Below are 21659 nucleotides of genomic sequence, written 5' to 3'. Positions count from 1 at the left end.
GGGCACAAGCCGAAAAAACCGCCCGGGGCGGGCGGCCCGCGCGTCACCGCGGCTTGTGCGGGGCGGCCGAGCGACCGTTGCCCCCGAGGAACGTGCTGATCCGCTTCTTGAGCTTCCGGTGCGCCGTCGTGTCGCCCTTGGCGAGTTGCTGCACGTCGCGGAAGTTGAGCCCGGGGTCGGGGAACGGGAGCTTGGCGAGCGCGTCGTCGAGGCCCCCGGCGAGGGCGTACCGGTTGTCCTCACCGGTGGCGACCTCGACGCCCAGGTCCCGCAGCGCCTCGAGGTCCCGGTAGAACCCGCGGACGTCGAGCTTGAGCCGGCGGAGCAACTGCGGCCGCGTCTGCGGGCCGTCACCGAGGAGGGTGAGCAACCGGTAGAGGCGGGCGGCCCGCTGGTTCGTGAGGGTGACCGAGGCGGCCTCCACCTTCTTCCTCCCCATGTCGCCTCCGGCCGTGTGGGTGGAGCGACCGTACCTCCCTGCCCGCCGCACGAAGCGGCATCCGCGCCCCGACCTCCTGTCGGCCGCCTTCCGTTGGGCATGATGGTAGGGACGAGTTCCGGGGAAAGCAAGTTTAACGTGCGCGGGAAGTGAAAGTCGGCCCCCGCCCGGGGGGCCGGCACCGGCAACGAGTGACACCGCACTGTCACTCAAATCCGGGGCCCGGGGGTCGGCGGCGTCACCGGCCGGCCCCGAGCGCCGCGCGGAGCTTCTCGAGCGCGGTGGCCTGCACCTGGCGGACCCGCTCCTTCGACAGCCCGACGGCCGCACCGACCTGCTCCAGCGTCGAGCCCCCGGTCCCCTCGGCGAGCGCGAACCGGCGGATGATGATCGCCTTCTCGCGGTCCGAGAGGAGCGGGTGGGCGTCGGTCAGGAACTCGTCGATCCGCACCGCGCCGGCCGGCGCCGCCGGCTCGCCGCCCGCGTCGCCGGGCTCCCCGTCGGCCAGGACGTCGAACGACAGCGACCGGGACAGCCAGTCGCTCGCGTGCCGCCGCGCGCTCCGCGACATGGCCCGCACCAGGCACGTGTACGCGTAGGTGCTGAACCGCACGTTGATCCACGGGTTGAACGCGATGACCGCCTGGATCAGCACGATGAAGCACTCGCCGATGGTGTCGTCGGCCCGGTTCTGCGCGGCGCTCCGCCGGACCGCCCGGTACACCAACTTGCGGTTCCCGAGGACGATGCGGTCGCGGAGCTTGAGGTACGCGGCGTGCCACCGGGCCCGCTCGGCCCCGGTCCGGGCCGCGTGGGTGCGGTACAGCGCGTAGTGCATCCGCATCGCGTGGTCGCGGGTGACCTCGTCGAGCATGTACTTCGACGCGGTGTCCTCGGGCTGCGAGAGGACGGCCTGCGGGCCGAACGCCTTCATCGCGTCCGGGGAGTGGAAGTCCGGGTGCGAGATGTACCCCGGGAGGGCGGCGGTGCGGCTCACGCGGGTCGTAACGGGAGGTGTGGACATGACGGGCTCCGAGGTTCTGGTGGTCGGGGAGCGGGAAAATTCGGCCGTCTTGTTCGTTTAACCGCGGCGGCCGATTCTCGATTCACCGAATTTTCCTCGATTCAGACATCGCGAATCGGAGCCCACCGTTGGAGCGGCAATTCAAATCGTCCAAATCGTTCAAATTAATCTAGCTCACGCGACCCGCGTTCGTCAAGGCAAAAGGCGCGTTCCTCGAAATACCGGGCGCGGCTCTGCTACAATTGGGCGACCCACTACTTGAAACGGCACCGAACCGACCCCGTGTCGCGTCGCGCCCCGGCGGCACGTTGGCAAACGCATGAATCGTTCCCATTCCGATCCCGACCAACCGGCACCACCCGAGGGGCGGTACGTGAGTACGGCCCAGGTGGCCGACGCGCTCGGCGTCAGCGTCACCACGGTCAAGCGGTGGGTGGACGACGGGGTGCTGAGCGCGCACCGGACGACCGGGGGCCACCGGAAGCTCCTGACGCACGACGTGATCCGCCTGGTCCGCGATCAGAACCTGCCCCACGCGGACCTGGCCCGCCTCGTCCCGAGCATCAAGGGGGGTGCCGAAGTCGACCTGCCGGAACTGGTCGCCCGGTTCCGCGCGGCCGCACTGGCGGAGGACGTGGACCGGGTGCGGGAGCTGATCCACACCGGCTACCGCGGGGGGCTCACCGTCGAGGTGCTGGCCGATCGCGTCATCGCCCCGGCGCTGCACGCGGTCGGCCACGGCTGGGAGCAGGGGAAGGTGGAGATCGCGAGGGAGCACCGGGCGACGCAGGCGTGCGTCCGCGCACTTTACGAGTTGAACGGGCTGCTGCGGGGCCGCGAGGCGGCCGACCGGCCGGTGGCCCTCGGGGGCGCGCCGGAGCACGACCACTACGTGCTGCCGACGCTGCTCGCGGGGCTCGCGCTCTTGGACGCCGGGTGGGACGCGATCAACCTGGGGCCGCACACGCCGGTGTCCGCGTTCCGCAGTTCGCTGGCCCGGTACGAGCCCCGACTGGTGTGGCTCTCGGCCACGCACCTCGCCGACCCGGAGCGGTTCCTGGTGGAGTACGCGGAGTTCTACCGCGAGGCGGAGGCGCGGGGCGTGGTCGTGGCGGTCGGCGGGCAGGCCCTCACCGACGACCTGCGGAAGCGGATGGCGTACACCTCGTACGGCGACACCCTCGCGCAGCTCACGGCGCTTGCGAAGTCGCTGTACCAGCGGCCGGCGGTGCCGAAGCGGGGGCGGCCCCCGGGCGGGGGCCGCCCCCCCCGGGGCGGGGGCGCGTGAGTCCTACCGTGCGGCGGCGAGCCTCCGCGACCCGCGGGGGAGCACCGCACCAACGGCCCGGCGGAACCGAGCGACCCCCTCGCGGATCATCTCCGGCGACGCCGTCCCGAAGCACATGCGGCAGTGGCTCCGCGGCAGGTCGCCGCTGCTGTCGGCCACGTGCCCGAACTCGCCCGGGACGTACATCACCCCCGCGTCGAGCGCCGCGGCGACGAGCGGGCCGTTGGGCCCGGTGTCAACGCCGTCGAGCGTGAGCCAGACGTACAGCCCGCCGACCGGCACCGTCCACGACGCGGCCGGGACGTCCGCGAACTCCTGCTCAAGCGCCGCGAGCATCACGTCCCGCTTCCCGCGGTACATCGCCTGGAGCTTCGCGACGTGCCGGGCGTACGCGCCGGACTCCATGAGCCGCGCCGCGACGTGCTGGGCGAGGTTGCCCGAGCCGAAGTCGTGGCTCCCCTTGAGGTGCAGCACCGCGGCCATGACGTCCGGCGGCAGGATCGCGTACCCGGTCTTGAGCCCCGGCGCGCACGGCTTCGAGAACGTGCTCGTGTACACGACGTACTCGTTCGTCGGGTCGAACCGCTTCACGCTCGGGAGGTCCGGCCCCTCGTACCGGAGTTCGCGGTACGCGGCGTCTTCGAGGACCAGGATGCGGTGCCCGGTGCTGTACCGCTTCGCGAGTTCCACGAGCTTCGGCCGCCGCTCGGCGGAGAGCGTCAGCCCCGTGGGGTTCTGGAAGTAGTCGACGGTGTAGATCAGCTTCACGCGGCCGAGGTCGCCCGAGCGCTTCAGGTCCTCGAGCAGCGCCTCGAGCGCGTCGGGCCGCATGCCGTCCTCGTCCATCGGCACTGTGAGGACGCGCGCCCCGTGGGTCTGGAGCAGGCTGTGGTACACGAAGTACGACGGCGCCTCGGCGATGACGATGTCGCCCGGGTCGAACAGCACCTCGCCGAGGATGTAGAGGAGCTGCTGCGAGCCGGTGGTGATGCACACGTCGGCGGGGGTCAGGTTCAGCTCGGCGGGGGCGACGCCGTCGGCGGCGCAGACGTGGTTCAGCACGAGCGCGCGGAGCTTCGGGTCGCCCTGCGTCGAGCCGTACTGGAGCGCGGCCCGCGACGCCCGGGGGTCGGCCATGATCTCGGCGACCGCGGCCGCGACGTCCGCCGCCGGGAACGAGTCCTCGTCCACCAGCCCCGCGGCGAACGAGACCAGGGCCGGGTTCTCGAGCGCCTTCTGAACGTACGCGGTGATCGGCGAGTCGGTCGTCCGCAGGGACTTCTCGGAGCGGCGCAGTTGCGGGGGCATCTAACGTTCCTCAACCTGGACCAGAGGGGAAACGCAAAAAGCCCCGGAGGGTTACTCCGGGGCCGACGGTGATCGCGTGTCGGGAACCCGGAGCTACGTCGCGGCTGCGGCTGCGGCAACAACGGCGGCGGCAACGGCAATAACGGCCACGGCCGCCACGCGGGCGGCGAGCGCGAACCGGATTGCGGGGGCCATCGACATCGTGACGCCTTACGGGTTCTTCCGACGGGAAAGGATTACACCGCGACCGGGGCGGTGGCAAGTCGGTTTCCGAGAATCTGACTTGAGAGTAGGTCACTCGCTCCGCGACGGACACCAATCACGACGGAGGTGCTCCGCGGCCGCCGGAGTTGCCCCGGGGTGCGACTCGCGGAGCGAGTTGCCTACTTTCCAGTCACGCCGAGCGCTTCAGTCCGACGGGCGAGTCAGGGGCGTTGTCGGCGACGTACTTGAGGAGCTTCTCCCAGGCGTCGTCGCTGAACCCGGTGTCGCGGGCGACGCGCTGCAGGTCGGCGACCACCTCGGTGGCCGATTCGTACGGCCGGTCGGCGGCGACGGTGTCGGCCATCGGCGGCTCGGCGTCGGCCTCGAGCCGGCGCACGATTGCGAGTAGCGCGTCCGGGAACGGCTTCGGCTTGCCCGGCCGCTTCTGCTTGACGGCGAGTTGCGACCACCCGAAGAGAACCTGCCCGAACGCCCGCAGGTCGGCCGCGACCGAGAGGTCGGCGGGCTGGGGCTGCTGCGCTAGGAACGGCGGCTCGCCGAACCCGGTGACCTTCAGCGCGCCGTCTGCGGTGAGGACGAACGAGTCGGACGTGAGCCGCCCGTGGACGAGCCCGTGCCGGTGCGCCGACTCGATGCCGGCGGCGGCCATCGTCGCGAGCCGGACCCAGCACCCGGGGTGCCCGGCCTGGGCGGGCCAGTCGGCGCTGAACAGCCCGGTGAGCCACTCCTGCAGGACCGCGGGGCGGCCGCCGATTTCGAGCACGTCCTCGACGGCGGCGAGGTTCGGGTGGGCCGCGTCGCGGGCGGCGGCGAACCGCTGCCGGAACTCGTCGGGGTGGACCGCGTCCTGCATCTCGGTCTCGCTCAGGTGCCGGAGCAGGTGGACGCTCGCGCCGGTCCCGCGGCTCGGGTCGAACACGCGGTAGATCGCTTCCTTGGGCGTGACCCGCAGCCGGTCGATGACGCGGAACCGGCCGACCATGAGGGCGTCGAGGTTCCCGGCCTCGATGAGCGCGAGCTGGTACAGCGTGACGGCCCCGCTCGCGAGCAGCACCTGCCGGAGCGTGCGGCGCTGCCGGCCGGCCTCGGCCCACAGGGCGGTGAGCGTCTCGGCGTCCACGAGTGCGTGCGACCGCAGCAGTTCGCCGAGCTGCCGGTCGCCGGGTTCGAGTTCCAGTTCGGAATGCGGAATTCGGAGTGCGGAATCGGCAGACCCGCTTTCCGCGTCGCCGGTGTCCGCGAGCCGCGGGCCGGAGACGGTGTCGAGGTCCGCCACCGGAACGCGGGGCGCGCTCTCGGAGGGGTCCGCCCCGCGACCCCCGGCCAGTTCGCGGAGCTTCTTGCGGTACCACTCGCGCATGTCGCCGAGGTGCCGCTCGACCTCGGTGCGGCGCTCGGCGACGGCCTCGCGCTCGCGGCGCAACTGCTCGGCCTGCTCGGCGAGTTGCACCGTGACCGCGTCGGCCTGCTTCGCGGCGGTCTCGGCGGCGGCCTGCTTCGCGTCGATCCGCGACTCGCTGCTGGCGAGCGTCCGCTTCATGTCGCCGACCTGGCCCTGCCAGTCGATGAGCTGCTGGCGGAACGCGGTGACCGCGAGACGGTGCTCGGCCTTGGCCTGGTTGAGCGACTCTTCCTGCTCGCGGAGCCGCTCGGCCTCCTGGCGGACCTGGGCGCGGATGGCGGCCAGGTCCTCGCGGCTGAGGCGGGCGAAGTCGTGCAGTTCGGTGAGGTGCCCGCGGAGCATGTCGCGGGCCGACGCGAGCCGCTCGAGGGCGCCGGTCGCCTGCGCTTCGAGTTCGGGGGCCTGCCCGCGGAGCGCCTCGATCTCGGCGAGCGCCTGGGCGCGGAACGCGGCGAGTTCTTGTTGCGCCTTCTCGGTGTCGGCGGCGGCGGCGGCGCGCTCGGCCTCCCACCGCGTGCGGCTCTCGGCGAGGCTCTTGCGCTCCGCGGCGACGGCCGCGCCGACGTCCTTGAGGCGGCCGATCTGCCGGGCCAGCGCCTGTTCCTTGTCGGCGTAGTCGGCCGCGAGCCGGTCGATCTCGGCGGTCCGCTCGTCGAGCTGCTTGCGGCGCTGGTCGAGTTCGTCGAGCACGACGAGGCGGGTGGCCTCGGTGTCGGCGCGGCCCTGGTCGATCGCAGCCCGCTCGGCGGCGATGGTGCGGGCGAGTTCGTCGAGCGTCTTGGCCCGGGCGGTGAGGTCCTCGGCGCGGCGGCGGAGCTGCTCCTGGAACGCCTGGCGGGCCTCCTCGGCCTGGGCGAGCGCGGCCTCGCGCTCCCGCAGCGCGACGCGGTCGGCCTCGAGGCGGGCCTGGAGGTCGAACGCCTGCGACACGCGGCCCTTCAGCGTGCCGGCCTGCTCCGCGAACTCGGTGCTGCGCGAGTCGAGGTCGGCCTCGCGCTCCCGGAGCCGCTCCGCTTCCGCGGCGAGTGCCTCGCGCTGCGTGCGGATCTCGTCCAGCCCGGCCTTGAGGAGCGAGTCACGCTCGTCGAGCCGGTCGCGCTCCTTGGCGGTGTCGGCCTGAACGGTTACGAGTTGGGCGCGGAGCTCCTCGGCCTCGGAGATGCGGGCGCGGAGGTCGGCCAGCGACTCGTCCTCGCGGGTGCGGGCCGCGGCGAGCTGCGCCACCTCGCGCTCGGCCTCCTGGCGCGTGCGGTCGAGCTTGGCCCGCAGCACGCCGAGAACCGCCTGCTGCGCTTCGAGCTGGCCGGCGCGCTCGGCGAGCGTCGCCGACTGCGCGTCGAGGTCGGCCCGCTGCCGGTCGAGCCGCTCGGCCTCGGCGCGGAGCCGGTCCTCCTCGGCGGCGGCGAGGCGAACGGTCTCCTCCCACTCGGCCGAGTCGCGGCGGAGTTGCTCCAGCCGCACGTCGATCTCGCGGGCGCGCTCCGCCGAGCGCCGCTCCTGGTCCTCGACGGCCGCCGTGCGCCGCTCCAGGCGCACGAGGTCGTCCTGGAACTGGGTGCGGTCGCGGTTGAGCGCCGCCAGGTCTTCGGCGAACCGATCCTGGCGCGCGACGAGGTCGGCGTCGCGGTCGGCGAGCTGCTTCTCCCAGCCGGTGAGCCGCTCGGTGTCGGCGAGCTTCGACGCCTCGAACGTCTCCCGCGCCCGGTCGAGGATGCCGCGGTCGGCCGCGAACAGGTCGCGCTGGCGGGCGAGTTCCTGGAACGCCGCCGCGAGGCGGTCCTGCTGGTCCCGCAGCTCGCGGAGCTTCGGCTCGTACCCCGCGACCTCGGCGGCGACCGCGTCGCGGCGGCGGGCCGCCTCGGCCTCGGCCTCGGCGACGATGGCGCGGGTCGATTCGCGCCGCCGCTCCAGCTCCTCGAACTGGTCGCGGAACCGGGCGTGCGCCTCGGCCTCCGACGCGGTCGCCAGCGCCGCGAGTTCCGCCTCGAACTGCGTTCGCCGGTCGCGGAGTTCGCCCTCGAACGCGCCGCGACGCTGCTCCAGTTCCGCCTGTTGCGCCGCGAGGTCGGCCCGCCGGTCCTGGTACTCCCTGAGGAACCCCTCGCGGATGGCGGCGAGGTCGTCGCGGAACCGGTTCAACTCGGCCTCGCGGGCGTCGAGCGCCTGCTGCCGCGCCTCGGACTCGGCCGTCACCGCACGGTGCCGCTCGAACTCGGCCTCCATCTCCTGACGGCGGCGGTACCACGCGACGCGGTCGGATTCGAGTTCCTCGGTCTGCCGGTCGAGTTCGCGGGCCCGGCGGATCAGGTCCGCGTCGTCGTACTGCGGCTCCGGCAGTTCGATCGGCTCCGCGAGCGGCACCGGATCGGCCTGCGACTGTTGCCCCGGGACCTGTTCTTCCGCGACGGCGACGAACCGGGCCGCCACGAGCGCCGACGGCTGGACCAGCACGGCGATCTCGACGCCCGCGAGCGTCAGCACGTCGCCGGTCGAGACCACGGTCGGCGCGTTCGCCGGGAGCGGCTTGCCGTTGAGGAGGACGGGGAGGACCGGCGTGAGGCGGCGCACGCGGACGCCGTCGGGCTTGCGGACGAGCTGCGCGACGACCGGCGGCAGGTTCGGGGCGGGCAACCGCAGGTCGCACCCGTCGGCCCCGCCGATGAGGAACTCGGCCGCCCCGACCTCGTAGCTGACGGCCCGCCCCGCCGCGGCTCCGACCGCACGCACGTCGAGCCGGACCCGGGGCAACTCGGGCCGATCGACGTGCGGAAGGGGTGGCAGGGAGCCGAGCATGGTTGTGTGCGCCCCGGGTGATTCCCGGGATTCCGCGTCCGTGCGTAGTGACTGAGGGTGGCAATTGGAACGTATTCCGAACCGCGTGACAAGCCGAACTCGGCGGCCGCCGAAACCGCCGCCGGACCGTCACTCAAGCCACATTAAGTGTTTCGCCGCCGCCGCGCCACCCCTCGCCGAAACACTTCACTTTCGCCAAATCAACCACACTTTCGCGGACAAATTTCCATCAGAGCATATCACCCCGTCGCAACAACCGCAGGGGGCATCTGTTGCGACGGGTCGAACACCTGTCCTTGCAAACCGCGTGTCGATTGAGGCGGGACAAATACTCGGATTCGACGGACTCCGCGCTACTCAGGACGAAGCCGCCGACGCTCGCGTCGATTTGGAATCGCTACTCAACGCTGGTACGCACCACGAGCAGATCGGTCTTCGTTTCGCTGTCGTGGATTCGCAGCGTGAGACCACCCGGTTGAACTTCTATCAGGGGAACCCAATACAGATTGGGCACACTTATTCCTACCGTCTCGCCTCTGTCTTCACCAATGCGGACAGTCACTGTCAACTCGCTCGAGGAGTAAGTTACCGAAGTACATGTCACCTCGCGCTCACCGATCAAGTTGCCGAAGAACAGTACCGCCCATACAGACTTGTGTCCCAATTCTTCAGATAGCGAGAGGCTCCCGCTCCCTTCTCTTCGGCCGTCCACGACGTCCAGCGTGTCGCTCACCGCGCCCTCGATCGTCGCCGACTGAACCAAGAACGCGGTCCGGTACGGCATCTTCGCCAGACGCTTCCGGAGTCGCTCCCACTGCTCGGTGAACTCTTCATCATCCTTGCGACGGGGAACCCTCAGTCCGTCCTTGCGCCAGTTCGCGCAGTAGATCGAGGAGAGGGGGATGTCCGTCCGCTTGGGAACCTCTCTCGGGAGAGGCGCAACCGCGACCCCCTCCTGTTCGGGTTGGTTTCGTGGCTGTGGCACCAAGACGGGGCCAGCAGGCACCATGGCGGCCTCCCGTTCGGGAACGCGCGCGGTCTGCCGGCCGGCGACGACCCCCAGCGCCAGGCTCGCAACCACCAAGAGTGCGTATCGCATGGGACACCTCGCCCAGAACCCGGAACCCAGTACATTCCGGAACGCTGGTACAGTGTGCGGGTCAACGTCGCAGGCCATCGTTTCGTTTGCGGCTACCCTCAAAGATTCTTCGTCCCACCCCAATGTCCTGCATCTTGGCACACGACGTGCGACCGTGCCGTCTGTAACGCCCGACAATCCTCTTGCCCCGGGGGGGGCGGGTGCGCATCCTGTGTAGAACCGGTCGGGCGCGCCGCCGGCGCGTCGGGCCGGTGCCCTCCCTCCCCCGCTACCGCTTCGCGTGGGCGCACCACCGCGGAGGTCGCGACTTGCTCCCCGTCCTCTACGCCGTCACCCTCTTCACCGGGGCCGCGACGCTGTTCCTCGTCCAGCCGCTGGTCGGGAAGCTGCTCCTGCCCCTGGTCGGCGGCTCCCCGGGCGTCTGGAACACCTGCATGGTGTTCTTCCAGGCCGTCCTCCTCGCTGGGTACCTGTACGCGCACCGGGCCACCAGCACCCTCGGCGTCCGCCGCCAGGCGCTGTTCCACGTCGTCGTGCTGCTCACCGTGCTGGTCGCGTTCCGGGCCGCGGTCGCGAACACCGGGTCGCCCGTGCCGGTCGTCACGTCGCTGCTCCCCGAGGACCAGGACTACCCCATCTTCGGGCTCGTCGCGCTGCTCGCCGTCGCCGTCGGCGTCCCGTTCTTCGTCCTCAGCACGTCGTCGCCGCTGCTCCAGCGGTGGTTCGCCGCGAGCGGGCACCCGTCGGCCCGCGACCCGTACTTCCTCTACGCCGCGAGCAACGCCGGGAGCCTCGTCGGGCTGCTCGGCTACCCGCTCCTCATCGAGCCGCGGCTGACGCTCGCCGAGCAGCAGTGGCTGTTCGCGTGGGCCGTCGTCGGGTACGCGGTGCTGACGACGGTGTGCGTCGTGGCCGTGGTCCGCAACGCCGAGCCGGAGCCGGTTCCGAGGGAGCACGGGGAGATCACCGCGGAACTGGACGCGGCGCTCAGCAAGCCGATGACCGCCGCGCCGACCGCGGGCCGGGTCGTGCGCTGGGTGCTCCTCTCGGCCCTGCCGTCGAGCCTGCTGCTCGGGGTGACGACGCACGTCAGCACCAACCTCGCGCCGGTGCCGCTCCTGTGGGTCGTGCCGCTCGCGCTGTACCTCGTCAGCTTCATCCTCGTGTTCGCCCGCTGGCCCGACGGGCTGCACGCGGCGGTCGGCTACGTCACCCCGGTGCTACTGCTGTTCGTCGCGCTGTCGCTGCTGGTCGACGCCAGCGAGCCGTTCGCGCTGATCGGCGTGCTCCACATGGGGACGTTCTTCTGCGTCTGCCTCGTGTGCCACGGCGAACTCGCGAAGGACCGGCCGGCCGCGGAGCACCTCACCGTCTTCTACTTCTGGATGTCGCTGGGCGGGGTGATCGGCGGGCTCGTCAACGGCCTGTTCGCCCCGCTCCTGTTCCACCGGGTCGGGATGGTCGAGTACCCGCTGGCGATCGTGCTGGCGGCGGCCGTGCGGCCGCGGGTGTGCCGGGCGACCGGGGACGAGCCGCCGCTGCGCGCCGCCGACGTCGCGCTGGTCCTCGTGCTGCTCGGGCTGACGGTGGTGCTGGTGCTGCTCGTCCCGCGGTACGTCGTCGCCCCGCCGGACCTCGACGCACGCGAGTCGTTCCTCGAGAAGCTGCTCCGCGGCGGGCTGATGTTCGGGCTGCCGGCGGTCGCCGTGGCCGCCCTGCTCCGCCGCCCGTCGCGGTACGCGCTGTGCCTCGGGGCGCTGTTCGTCGCCGGCGCGTTCGACGCGGGCCGGCTCGGCGAGACGCTCCACATGGAGCGGAACTTCTACGGCGTGGTGCGGGTGTCGCGGTCGCCCGACGGGAAGTTCATCCGGCTCATCCACGGCACGACGGTCCACGGGCAGCAGCGCACCGACGAGCCGGGCCGCCCGCGGCCGATGACGTACTACACCGAGTCGGGGCCGGTCGGGCGGTTGTTCCAGGACCTCGGGAAGCGGAAGAGCAAGCTGCACCGCGTCGCGGTCGTCGGGCTCGGGACCGGCACCGTGGCGTGCTACGCGGAGGCCGGCGAGCACTGGACGTTCTTCGAGATCGACCCGGCCGTGGCCCGGATCGCGCAGAACCCCGCGTACTTCGGGTACCTGCACCACTGCAAGGCGGAGTACGAGGTCGTCCTCGGCGACGCCCGCCGCAACCTGCTGCGGCTCCCGGACGCGACGTTCGACGTCATCATCCTCGACGGGTTCTGCTCCGACGCGATGCCGGTCCACCTGCTGACGCGCGAGGCGTTCAAGCTGTACCTCCAGAAGCTGACGCCGACCGGCGTGCTGGCGGTGAACGTGACGAACCCGCACCTCGACCTGCCGCCGCTCGTGGCCCGCACGGCCGGCTCGGTGGACGACCGGCTCACGGTGCTGGAGTACCACGACCGGCCCGGCGAGCGGGACCGGCAGTTCGGGTCGGTCGAGTCGCAGTGGGTGATCCTGGCCCGCAGCGACCCGGCCCGCGACCCGGTGCTCTTCGACCCGTACTGGTGGCGGCGCACGACCGTGGCCCCCGGCCCGATCTGGCGCGACGACTTCGCCAACCTGCTCGCCGTGTGGAAGAAGCACGGGGACTGACGCGACGCGACAATACTGAGAGCCCCGGGAGTGATCCCGGGGCTCTCGCGTTGTGCGGCGTCTCCTTCCGGACCTGGGCCGCGGAGGGGCCACGACAAGCCGTACTCTCGGGCGACGCAACATCGCCCTGGTGCAAGGCACCGAGCTAAACGACCCGCACAACTCCCACGCAGACTACCCCCACCGCGGGCCGGCCGCAAGCGGCCCGGAGCGCGTTGCACGGCGCGCGGGCGCGGCCTAAGATTGCGCGCTCGCACCACGCTCACCGAGGCGGCGATGGATCACCCGACGATCGGCGGCGCACCGGACCCCAACGCGCCGGACCCGAACCCGGCCCCCAACCGGACCCTTCCCGCCCCGCCCCCGCCCGGTGCGGTCGCGTTCGCGCCGTCGCCCGACTCGACGCTCCCCGAGGCCGCCCGCGGCCCGGCGCCGGGAGTGCCGTCCGCCGCGGGCGGCGACGGGGGCACCGTGAACCAGTCGCCCGCGGAGCAGGCCGCCGCGGCGGCCGCGTCGCTCCGCCCCGCGGGCGCGGTCGCGATCCCCGGGTACGAGGTCCTGGGCGAGCTCGGCCGCGGCGGGATGGGCGTCGTGTACAAGGCCCGGCAGGTCGCGCTCAACCGGGTGGTCGCGCTCAAGACGATCCTCGGCGGCCGGGTCGGCCCCAAGGACCTGGCCCGGTTCCTGATCGAGGCCGAGGCGGTCGCCGCGATCGAGCACCCGAACGTGGTCCGCGTGTACGAGTACGGGGACCACGAGGGCCAGCCGTACATGGCGCTGGAGTTCCTCCCCGGGGGGACCCTCGGGGACCGGATCGAGCGGGCCGGGGGGCGGCTCCCGCCCCTGGCGGCGGCGCGGCTCGTCGCCACCGTCGCCCGGGGGGTGGCCGCGGCCCACGCGCTGGGCATCGTCCACCGCGACCTGAAGCCCGCGAACGTGCTGTTCGGCAGGGAGGACTCGGCCCGCGAGGACGGCGGGTCGGGCACCGGGGCCGACGGCCAGACCTCCGCGCCCAAGGTCGCGGACTTCGGGCTCGCGAAGCGGGCCGCGTCGAACCTGACCCAGACCCAGGCGGTGATGGGCACGCCGTCGTACATGGCCCCGGAGCAAGCCGACGGGCGCACCAAGTTCGTCGGGCCGACCGCCGACGTGTGGTCCCTGGGCGTGATCCTGTACGAGGCCCTCCACGGCGAGCGGCCGTTCCAGGCGGGCGACGTGCACGGGCTGCTCGGCATGATCCGGTCCGCGGACGTGCCCGCGTACGACCCCCGGGCCCGGGTCCCCCGCGAGCTGGACCTGATCTGCCGCAAGTGCCTGGAGAAGAACCCGGCCGACCGGTACCCGGCGGCGGCGGAGCTCGCGGACGACCTGGAGCGGTACGCCCGGGGCGAGCCGGTGACGGTCCGCCCGCTCGGGCCGGCCGCGCGGGCCGCGCGGTGGGCGAAGCGGAACCCGGTGGTCGCGGGGCTCCTGGCCGCGGTCGCGGCGTTCTCCGTCGGGCTCGTCGGGTCGCTGTTCGCCCACTACCGCGAGGCCCTGGCGCGGGCCGCGTTCGAGCAACAGGCCAAGGAGGGGGCGGAGCGGCTCCGGGACGCGGCCGAGGAACTGGCCGACGCGGAGAAGGCCCGCCGCATCGAGGCCGAGGCCCTGAGGCGCCGGGCCGAGGCCGAGGCCGCACGGGCCAACAAGGTCTCGGACTTCATGACCGGGGTGTTCCGCGGGAGCGACCCGCTCGACTTCTTCGGGTCCGACGTGCTCCCCCAGAACTGGGAGCAGCAGCGGACGAAGACGGCCGACGTGCTCCTGAGGGAGGCGGCCGCCACGCTCGCCACGGCCCTCCGGGACCAGCCCCTGACCCGGGCCAAGCTGTCCGACGCGGTGGCCAACGCGCTCGTCAGCTTCGGCGACTTCAGGACCGCCGAGCCGATCGTCACGGAGGCGCTGGCGCTCCGCCGGCGGCACCTCCCGGCCGACCACCCGGACGCGGTCGAGAACGAACTGGCCCTCGGGCGGCTGTACTGGAACCTGGGCGACTTCCCCGCGGCCCTGGAGTGGTTCCGCGGGGCCGGGGCCAAGTTGCGGCGGGCCGGGGCGGACGAGGCGACGGTCCTCAACGCCCGGTTCTACGAGGCGCTGGCCCTCGCGTTCCTCGACGCGGACGGGGCCGACGCCGCGTTCCGCGAGGTGATCGACGGCCGCGAGCGGCTCCTCGGCCGGGACCACAAGGACACGATCAACGCCCGGATCGGGTACGCCGGGATGCTGCTCGACCAGGGCCGGATCGGGGACGCCCTGAAGGTGCTCCCGCAGGTCCTCGCGGCCCTCGCGGCCCAGCCCAGCGCCCAGTTCCGCACCGTCGGCGAGGTGATCTCCGCGTTCCAGACCGGGGTCGGGCTCGCGCAGATGGCGGCCTCGGCCCCGGGCCTGAGCGAGTCGCTCTACCGCCAGGCCGAGGCCAAGCTCCGCGAGGCGCTCAAGAAGGCCGAGGCGAACATGCCGGTGGACCACTGGTTCGTCGGCATGATCCGGTTCGAGCTGGCGGAGGCGCTCGCCAACCAGGACCGGGCCGCCGAGGCCGCCGCGGTCGACGCCCGGCTCCTGGAGGGCATGCGCCGCGTGTACGGGTTCGCGCACCCCAAGGTGCTCATGGTCGGGTGCGCGGTCGGGAACCGGCTCGCGGCCGCCGGCAAGGTCGCCGAGGCCCGCAAGCTCTGGGACGACATCGACGCGGCCAACCTGAGGCAGTTCGGCCCGGACAACCACTGGCGGGGGAAGCTGCTGTTCTCGCGGTGCGCGTTCGAGGGCCAGTTCGGCACCGCCGCGGCCGCGCACCGGTACGCCGAGCCGGCCCTGGCCCTGGCCCGGTCCGGGAAGGTGCTCGGGGGCCGGAGCGCGTGCCAGCCGGTGCTGCTGGCGGCCAAGTGGTACGCCCGCCCGGGGCTCGCCGAACCCGGGCGGGCGGTGGCCCGCGAGCTGCTCGCGACCGCCCGGCGGATGACCTGCGCCGCGTACGGCCCCGGGGGCCGCGAGGCGTGCATCGCGCTGCGGGTCGAGGGGGAGGAGCTGTACGCGATGGGGGACCGCGCCGCCGGGGCCGAGCGGCTCGCCGAGGCCGGGGCGCTCGCGGCCGCGCTGCGGGCCGGGGACGACGCGGAGCGCCGCGACCTGCTTGCGGCCCTCGGCCGGTCGGAGAACGACCGCGGCCGGTTCGCCGCCGCCGAGCGGCACTTCGCCGCCGCGTTCGCCCTGTCCCGCGCCGACTGGCCGGCCGACCGCGTCACCGACGGGTGGGGGCTGGTCGCCGCCCGCGCCGGCCAGGGGAAGTACGCCGGGGCGGTGCCCGTACTGGAGGCCCTCCGCCGCTGGGCGAAGGGCGACGTCGACGCCGCGTGGATCGACCTGTGCCTCGCGGCGACCCACTTCGCGGCCGGCGACCCCGACGAGTACGCGGGCGGCGTGCGGGCGATGCTCAAGCGGTACGACGCGGCCACCGAGGTCCACGTCCTGGCCCGGTGCGCGTGGGCCCTGGGGCTGTCACCCGCCGCCGACCCCGCGGCCGCGGCGGCGCTCGCGGCCCGCGCCGCCCCCCGCGTCGCCCGGTACCCGAAGTACGCGTGGGGGCACTGGGGGCTGGCCCTGGTGCGGCTCCGGGCCGGCGACCTCGACGGGGCCGACGCGGCCCTGACCGCCGGCGGCCCGGTCTGGGGCACCCCGCCCCGCGACTGGGCGCTCCACCCGATCATCAGCGGGCTGTGCGCCGCGAAGCGGGGCCGCAGCGAGGCCGCTCGCGCGCTCCTCGCCCGGGCCGAGGCGGTCGGTGCGGCCGACCGGCCCGGGGAGAAGAACCCGTTCGCGTACCACGACTCGGACTGGGGCGACCGGCTCCTCGCCGACCTGTTGCTCGCCGAACTCCGGGCCGCCGTCGCCCCGCGGGAACCGGCCCCGCACCCCCGCCCGGTCGAGCGATAACCGCCGAGGGCCCCGGGACCGCTCCCGGGGCCCGCGCGTGGTGCGGCGTCTACTTCTGGAACTGGTCCGCGGTCGCGAAAGTGGGCGCCTCGCTCCGCGAGGCGCACCCCGGCGCGATGAGGTGGCCCGGGTTCGCTCGGCGTGCGGTTGGTGCCACTCGCTCCGCGAGTGACCCACCGGGCGGTCGCGTCAGAACAGCAGGATCACCTCGGCGAAGATCGACATGAGCGGGTTCACCTTCTCGTCCTTCTTGTTATAGAGCTGGCGGAACCCGGCCCCGGGGATCAGCGTCGAGATCCCGCCCATGATGATCGCGTTGTTGTTCAGCCGCGGCCGCCACTCGATGCCGCTGCTCAGGTCGGTGCCGATGTACCGGTCGATGTTGCTCTGGAACACGAACGTCTCCAGCGACGCGGTCTTGTCGAAGAACAGCGCGTTGGCGTTGTTGATGATCCGGTACCGCGGGGTGATGTCGAAGTCGATGCCCGCGTTGATGAGCCACAGGCCCGGGTTCACGAAGTTGCTCTGGCCCTGGATCCGGCTCGACCGGAGGTTCGCGTACTGGCTCTGGTCGTTGGTCAGCCCGACCCCGAACAGCGGGATCCGCTGCCGCCGCCAGAAGCTGAACTCGCCGCCGAAGTTCATGTTGTCGAAGATGCCGTCGAACCCGGTCGCGTGGGAGTTGTTCGGGTTCCCGTCGCCCGACTGGTACAGGCCGCTGGCCCGGAACCGCGCCCAGTCCCGGTCGTACGACAGCTCGACCGCCGCGAGCTGGGCCGAGATCTGCTGCGGGACGCCGGCCAGCGGGTTCCGGGTGTCGTGCCCGATGACCCAGTAGAACGCGTGCGAGATGTTGTACCGGCCGATGTGGCCGTCGCCGGCCAGGCCGAAGTACAGCGCGTCGACGGTGTGCTTCTGGAACACGCCGACCGGGTCCGGGCGGACCAGGAACCCGTTGTTGTCGAAGTAGAAGCTCGCGTTGTCGTTGTTGTAGTGGAAGCTCGCCTGGGCCGTGTACCCGGGGAAGATGAAGTCCTGGCGGTACAGGTTGGCGACCACGATGTTCTGGTCCCGGCCGCTGAACGCGTTGAGCTGGCTGTTGGTCTCCTTCTGCCGGGGCCGGAAGTACGCGAGGTTGTACTGGGTCCGGTTCCCGTCCAGGTTCCCGAAGAACCGCACGCCGGTGTTCACGTCGCTGAAGATGAACCCGCGGAAGTCGCTGGTGAACGGCTGCGACCCGGCCCGGACCGACACGAAGTCGTACTCGGGGCTCAGGTCCGCGAGCTTGTACTCCGCGAAGTACTCCTGGAGCGTGGTCCAGGTCCGGTTGCGGATCGTCCCCTTCCGCACGTCCGGGCTCACCACGGCCAGTTCCTGCACGCTCAGCGTGTTCACGTTGAACGCCGGGGTCACCTTGAGCCGCCAGTCCACGGGCTTGAACGCGGCGTCGCCGTGGAACAACTCGAACGACGCGGTCACCAGGTTCGAGTACACGAACTGGCCCGGCCGCCCGAAGAAGTCGACCGTGTTCTCGCGGGCCGTGCTCTCGAACGGCGTCGTCGCCGTCGGGATCGACCGGCCCTCGAACAGGGTGCTCACCACGCCCGTGAAGTTGAAGAACGTGTGCTGCCCGAGGATCGGGTAGTCGCCCTTGAGCACGCTCTGGTTGAACGGGTCGTACCACCGGCCCTGTTGGTACGGGTAGTCGGCGACCTTGGGGTGCCCGAGGCCGTACCGGTCCCACTCGGGGAACCCGATCCGCCACCGGTCCTCGATCGTGTCGTACTCCTCGTTGTTCCCGGACCGGGGCTTGACCCCGCTCTGCCCGGCGAACCCGAGGGTCGGGAAGTACACGTAGTTCGCCAGGGTCGGCATCTCGACCTCCTGCGCCGGCCCCGGTCGGGGGGCCGGGTCGAGGAGGCGGTTCAGCGGGTCGCGGCTCTCCGCCGGTGGGAGGCCGGGGGCCGCACCGGGCGGCTGCGCGGCGGCCGGGGCGCCGCCGGTGAGCGGCGGCAGGGTCTGCGGCGCGCGGCCCGGGAGGTCGACCCGCACCGGGTTGGGGGGCAGCGTGGGCGGCGCGACCCGCCCGGGTTCCCGCACGGCCCCGGCCCGCGGGGGCTGCCCCGCCCTCAGGTCCGCCGCGGCAACGAGGACCGCCCCGACCCCCAGGACGCCGGCCGCGGCCCACCTTCCCCACTGTGACAGCCGGCCCATGCGCTCCCCCCCCGTCCAAGGTTTCCCACGATTGCATCGGACGCCGCCCGTGCCGGGGATGAGGATTCTTCCGGGCGTGCCGGTGATTCCGGCAAATCGGGCGAATCCGTGGAGTTTTCGCGGGCGCCGTCCGATTCCACTCAAGTCACCTGACCGTGGAGGGGCGTCATGTCGAACGAGAAGGGCCGTACGCGACTGAAGTGCGAGCACCTGGACCCGCGGCACGCGCCCGCCGTCGCCACGCTCGCCGGCGGGGTCCTCACGGTCACCGGCGACGCGACCGCGGACCGCATCCGCATCACCCCGGAAGGGGACGCGATCCGGGTGCTCGACGGCACCGTGGTCCTCGGCGACTTCGCGGCCGCGGACGTCGCGAGCATCGTGGTCAACGCGGGCGACGGGAACGACACGCTCCAGGTCAGCAACCTGCTCGTCGTCCCGGTGACGTTCAACGGCGGCAACGGGAACGACAAGCTCGTGGGGGGCGGCGGCGGCGCGGTCCTCAACGGCGATGCGGGCACCGACCAGCTCACCGGCGGGGTCTCGGGCACGGTGTTCGACCCCGGGGCCGGGGCCGACCGGCTGTACCGGGTCGAGACGACCGACGTGGTCAACAACCTCGGGCCGGACGACCAAATGCTCAAGGAGAACCCGCTCCCGGTGCCGAAGTCGCCGGACTCGGAGTTCATGACCGCGGGCGAGGTGAACACGATCATCCAGCGGGCCGCGGCGGCCTCGGCCAGCAACGACGCGATCATCGTCATCACCGACCGCAACGGGCGCATCCTCGGGGTGCGGGTCGAGGACGGGGTGGACCCGGCGATCACGTCGGACCCGTCCCGGCTCGTGTTCGCGATCGACGGGGCCGTGTCGCTGGCTCGCACCGGCGCGTTCTTCGGCAACAACGCGGCCCCGCTCACCAGCCGCACCGTCCGGTCCCTGAGCCAGTCCACGATCACCCAGCGCGAGGTCGAGTCGCTCCCGTACGTCACCGACCCGAACTCGACGGTCCGCGGGCCGGGGTTCGTCGCGCCGGTCGGCATCAACGGGCACTTCCCGCCGGGGGTCGTGAACACCCCGCAGGTCGACCTGTTCAACATCGAGCACACGAACCGGGACGGCACGTACAGCCCCGGCCCGGACCGCATCATCGGCACCGCGGACGACGAGATCCGCACCAACCGGTTCAACATCGACTCGGCGTTCGTCCCGCCGGGGGCCGGGCTGTTCCCGCCCGACTCCTACGGGGTCGAGTCGGGGGTGGCCCCGCGGACCGCCAACGGCATCCCGATCGCGCAGAACCGCGGGATCGCGACCATCCCGGGCGGCATCCCGATCTTCAAGAACGGCCAGGTGGTCGGCGGCATCGGCGTGTTCTTCCCGGGCAAGACCGGGTACGCGACCGAGTCGAACTCGTCGCTGAGCGTGACGTTCGACCCGACCAAGCCGGACCGCACGCTGGAGGCCGAGTGGATCGCGTACGCGGCCGTCGGCGGCACGATCAACTCCGTGTCGCCGGGCGTCAACCCGGTGCCCATCGGCCCCATCGCCGGGGTCGCGGTGCCGACCGGGTACGGGCTCCCGACCGGCCGCATCGACCTCGTCGGCATCCAGCTCGACATCTTCGGCCCCGGCGGGGTGGCCGGGATCAACACGGTGCTGAACGTGGGCAGCATCGTCGGCCGCGGCGACCCGCTCGGCGCGAACCAGGTGATCGTCGCCGGCGACCCGAACCTGACCCGCGACGGCATCACCGTTCCCGAGGGGTGGCTGGTGGTCCCGCACGACGGGGTCGGCATCGCGGCCGCGGACGTGATGCAGATCATCACCCAGGGCATCAACCAGGCGAACGTGACCCGGGCCGCGATCCGGCTCCCGCTCGGCACGCGGACCAAGATGGTGTTCGCGGTGTCCGACCTGGAGGGGAACATCGTCGGCCTGTACCGCGACCCGGACGCGACCGTGTTCTCGATCGACGTCGCCGTGGCGAAGGCCCGCAACGTGGCGTACTACGCGAACCCGACCCAGCTCCAGGCGGTGGACCAGCTCGACGGGGTGCCGGCCGGGACCGCGTTCGAGGCCCGCACGTTCCGGTACCTGGCGCTGCCGCGGTTCCCGGAGAGCGTGCAGGGCGCGCCGCCCGGCCCGTTCTCGCAGCTCAACGACGGCGGCGTGGACCCGCTCCTGGGGATCACCGTCGGGAACCCGCTCCCGGCCTCGGCGTACCAGAGCGTCCTCGGGTACGACGCGTTCAACCCGGGGACCAACTTCCGCGCCCCGACCGACATCAAGAACCAGAACGGCATCGTGTTCTTCCCGGGCGCGGCCCCGGTGTACACGAGGTCGGGGACCGGCGCGCCGCGGGTGCTCATCGGCGGCCTCGGGGTCAGCGGCGACGGCGTGGACCAGGACGACGTGATGACCATCGGCGGCCAGGCCGGGTACAACGTGCCGGGCAACGTCCTGCGGGCCGACCAGGTGCTGTACCGCGGGGTCCGGCTCCCGTACCAGAAGACGAACCGCAACCCCGAGGGGTGACCCGCGGCGAGTTCAAAGCGCTTCGGTTGAAGTCAGCTGTAGTTGGCGGGCCGCCGCGGAGGGCGGCCCGCGTGGGGCCAGGGGATCCGACCCGGCACGCCGGGAGCCGCGGTCACTCGACTTTGAGCATTGAACGCGGAACGACTGGAGTCGGGCCGGGGAACGGGCGATGAATGGTGAGCGGACCCCGGGGCCGGAGCCCGGGGCCGGTCGCGTTCACCCCGAGGGTCCGCGCATGGTGCGCTCGTTCGTCGCCGCGGCGCTGGTGTGCGCCGCCCCCACCTTCGCGTTCGGCCAGGACCGGTTCGTCGAGCGGACCCCGTCCCGCCACGTCCCGCTCGTTCACACGATGGAGCGGGCCGGGTACCCCACGTCGGTCAAGCCCCACGCCATCCCGTCGGTCCCGCCGCAGTACACCGGCGGGTACATCGGCGGGGCGCGGCTGTTCCACGGGAACCGCCCGCTGGCCAAGGGCCCGTACGCGGCCCCGGGGCCGGTCCGGGACGGCACGTACGGCATCGACTACGCCGGGATCACGATGCGGCCGGGCCGGGTGTTCCTCGCGCCGTCCTACGACCCGTCGATCGGGCCGACGATCGCCCAGTCGTACCGGGCCGAGGGGCCGGTGGTGCCGGACGTGTTCTCGCTGCGGCCGCTCCGCAAGGCCGTGATCGAGGCCCGCGAGGACAAGCACGGCGGCGGCGAGGAAGGCAAGCCGGAGTGATTGGCCGAAGCAGAAGGG

At 72.4% G+C, this 21659-nt stretch carries 11 protein-coding genes; 5 read left to right on the top strand and 6 right to left on the bottom strand.

Annotated elements, in window-relative coordinates:
• Positions 1 to 43: 43 nt before the first annotated feature.
• On the bottom strand, positions 44 to 439 hold the full coding sequence (locus ACTIGN_RS01315; RefSeq protein WP_439620638.1) for a hypothetical protein: 396 nt from the start codon (positions 437 to 439) through the stop codon (positions 44 to 46).
• A gap of 238 nt (positions 440 to 677) precedes the next feature.
• A complete protein-coding gene (locus ACTIGN_RS01310; RefSeq protein ID WP_439620637.1) occupies positions 678 to 1463 on the bottom strand; it encodes a sigma-70 family RNA polymerase sigma factor in 786 nt (261 codons plus the stop codon).
• A gap of 373 nt (positions 1464 to 1836) precedes the next feature.
• Here ACTIGN_RS01310 and ACTIGN_RS01305 point away from each other — a divergent pair, with 373 nt between their 5' ends.
• Positions 1837 to 2751 (top strand): excisionase family DNA-binding protein, encoded by a 915-nt coding sequence (locus ACTIGN_RS01305; RefSeq protein WP_439620636.1) that lies wholly within the window; start codon positions 1837 to 1839, stop codon positions 2749 to 2751.
• A 3-nt stretch (positions 2752 to 2754) separates the two neighbouring features.
• On the opposite strand, the gene ACTIGN_RS01300 is transcribed toward ACTIGN_RS01305, so the two are convergent.
• The 3 genes from ACTIGN_RS01300 to ACTIGN_RS01290 form a co-directional block, all read right to left on the bottom strand.
• Entirely contained in the window at positions 2755 to 4059 is a 1305-nt protein-coding gene (locus ACTIGN_RS01300; RefSeq protein WP_439620634.1) for a PLP-dependent aminotransferase family protein, read from the bottom strand.
• A gap of 394 nt (positions 4060 to 4453) precedes the next feature.
• Positions 4454 to 8479, bottom strand: coding sequence for a hypothetical protein (locus ACTIGN_RS01295; protein ID WP_439620633.1), 4026 nt, complete (start codon positions 8477 to 8479; stop codon positions 4454 to 4456).
• Between the two features lie 397 nt (positions 8480 to 8876).
• Positions 8877 to 9578: a hypothetical protein gene (locus ACTIGN_RS01290; protein ID WP_439620632.1), complete on the bottom strand. Its 702-nt coding sequence runs from the start codon at positions 9576 to 9578 to the stop codon at positions 8877 to 8879.
• A 308-nt stretch (positions 9579 to 9886) separates the two neighbouring features.
• Between ACTIGN_RS01290 and ACTIGN_RS01285 the strand changes: the two genes are divergently transcribed.
• Complete coding sequence (locus ACTIGN_RS01285) at positions 9887 to 12196, top strand: spermidine synthase (RefSeq protein ID WP_439620630.1); 2310 nt, start codon at positions 9887 to 9889, stop codon at positions 12194 to 12196.
• 276 nt (positions 12197 to 12472) lie between these two features.
• Positions 12473 to 16165 (top strand): protein kinase domain-containing protein, encoded by a 3693-nt coding sequence (locus ACTIGN_RS01280; RefSeq protein ID WP_439620628.1) that lies wholly within the window; start codon positions 12473 to 12475, stop codon positions 16163 to 16165.
• A 189-nt stretch (positions 16166 to 16354) separates the two neighbouring features.
• On the opposite strand, the gene ACTIGN_RS01275 is transcribed toward ACTIGN_RS01280, so the two are convergent.
• Complete coding sequence (locus ACTIGN_RS01275) at positions 16355 to 18379, bottom strand: hypothetical protein (protein WP_439620626.1); 2025 nt, start codon at positions 18377 to 18379, stop codon at positions 16355 to 16357.
• Positions 18380 to 18547: 168 nt separating this feature from the next.
• Between ACTIGN_RS01275 and ACTIGN_RS01270 the strand changes: the two genes are divergently transcribed.
• Both ACTIGN_RS01270 and ACTIGN_RS01265 read left to right on the top strand, forming a co-directional pair.
• Positions 18548 to 20917, top strand: coding sequence for a hypothetical protein (locus tag ACTIGN_RS01270; protein ID WP_439620625.1), 2370 nt, complete (start codon positions 18548 to 18550; stop codon positions 20915 to 20917).
• A 235-nt stretch (positions 20918 to 21152) separates the two neighbouring features.
• Complete coding sequence (locus tag ACTIGN_RS01265) at positions 21153 to 21641, top strand: hypothetical protein (RefSeq protein ID WP_439620623.1); 489 nt, start codon at positions 21153 to 21155, stop codon at positions 21639 to 21641.
• Positions 21642 to 21659: the final 18 nt, after the last annotated feature.

It is taken from the genome of Gemmata sp. (genome assembly GCF_051859125.1).
Taxonomy (GTDB): Bacteria; Planctomycetota; Planctomycetia; order Gemmatales; family Gemmataceae; genus Gemmata.
This window is presented reverse-complemented; position numbering and strand designations above follow the sequence as displayed.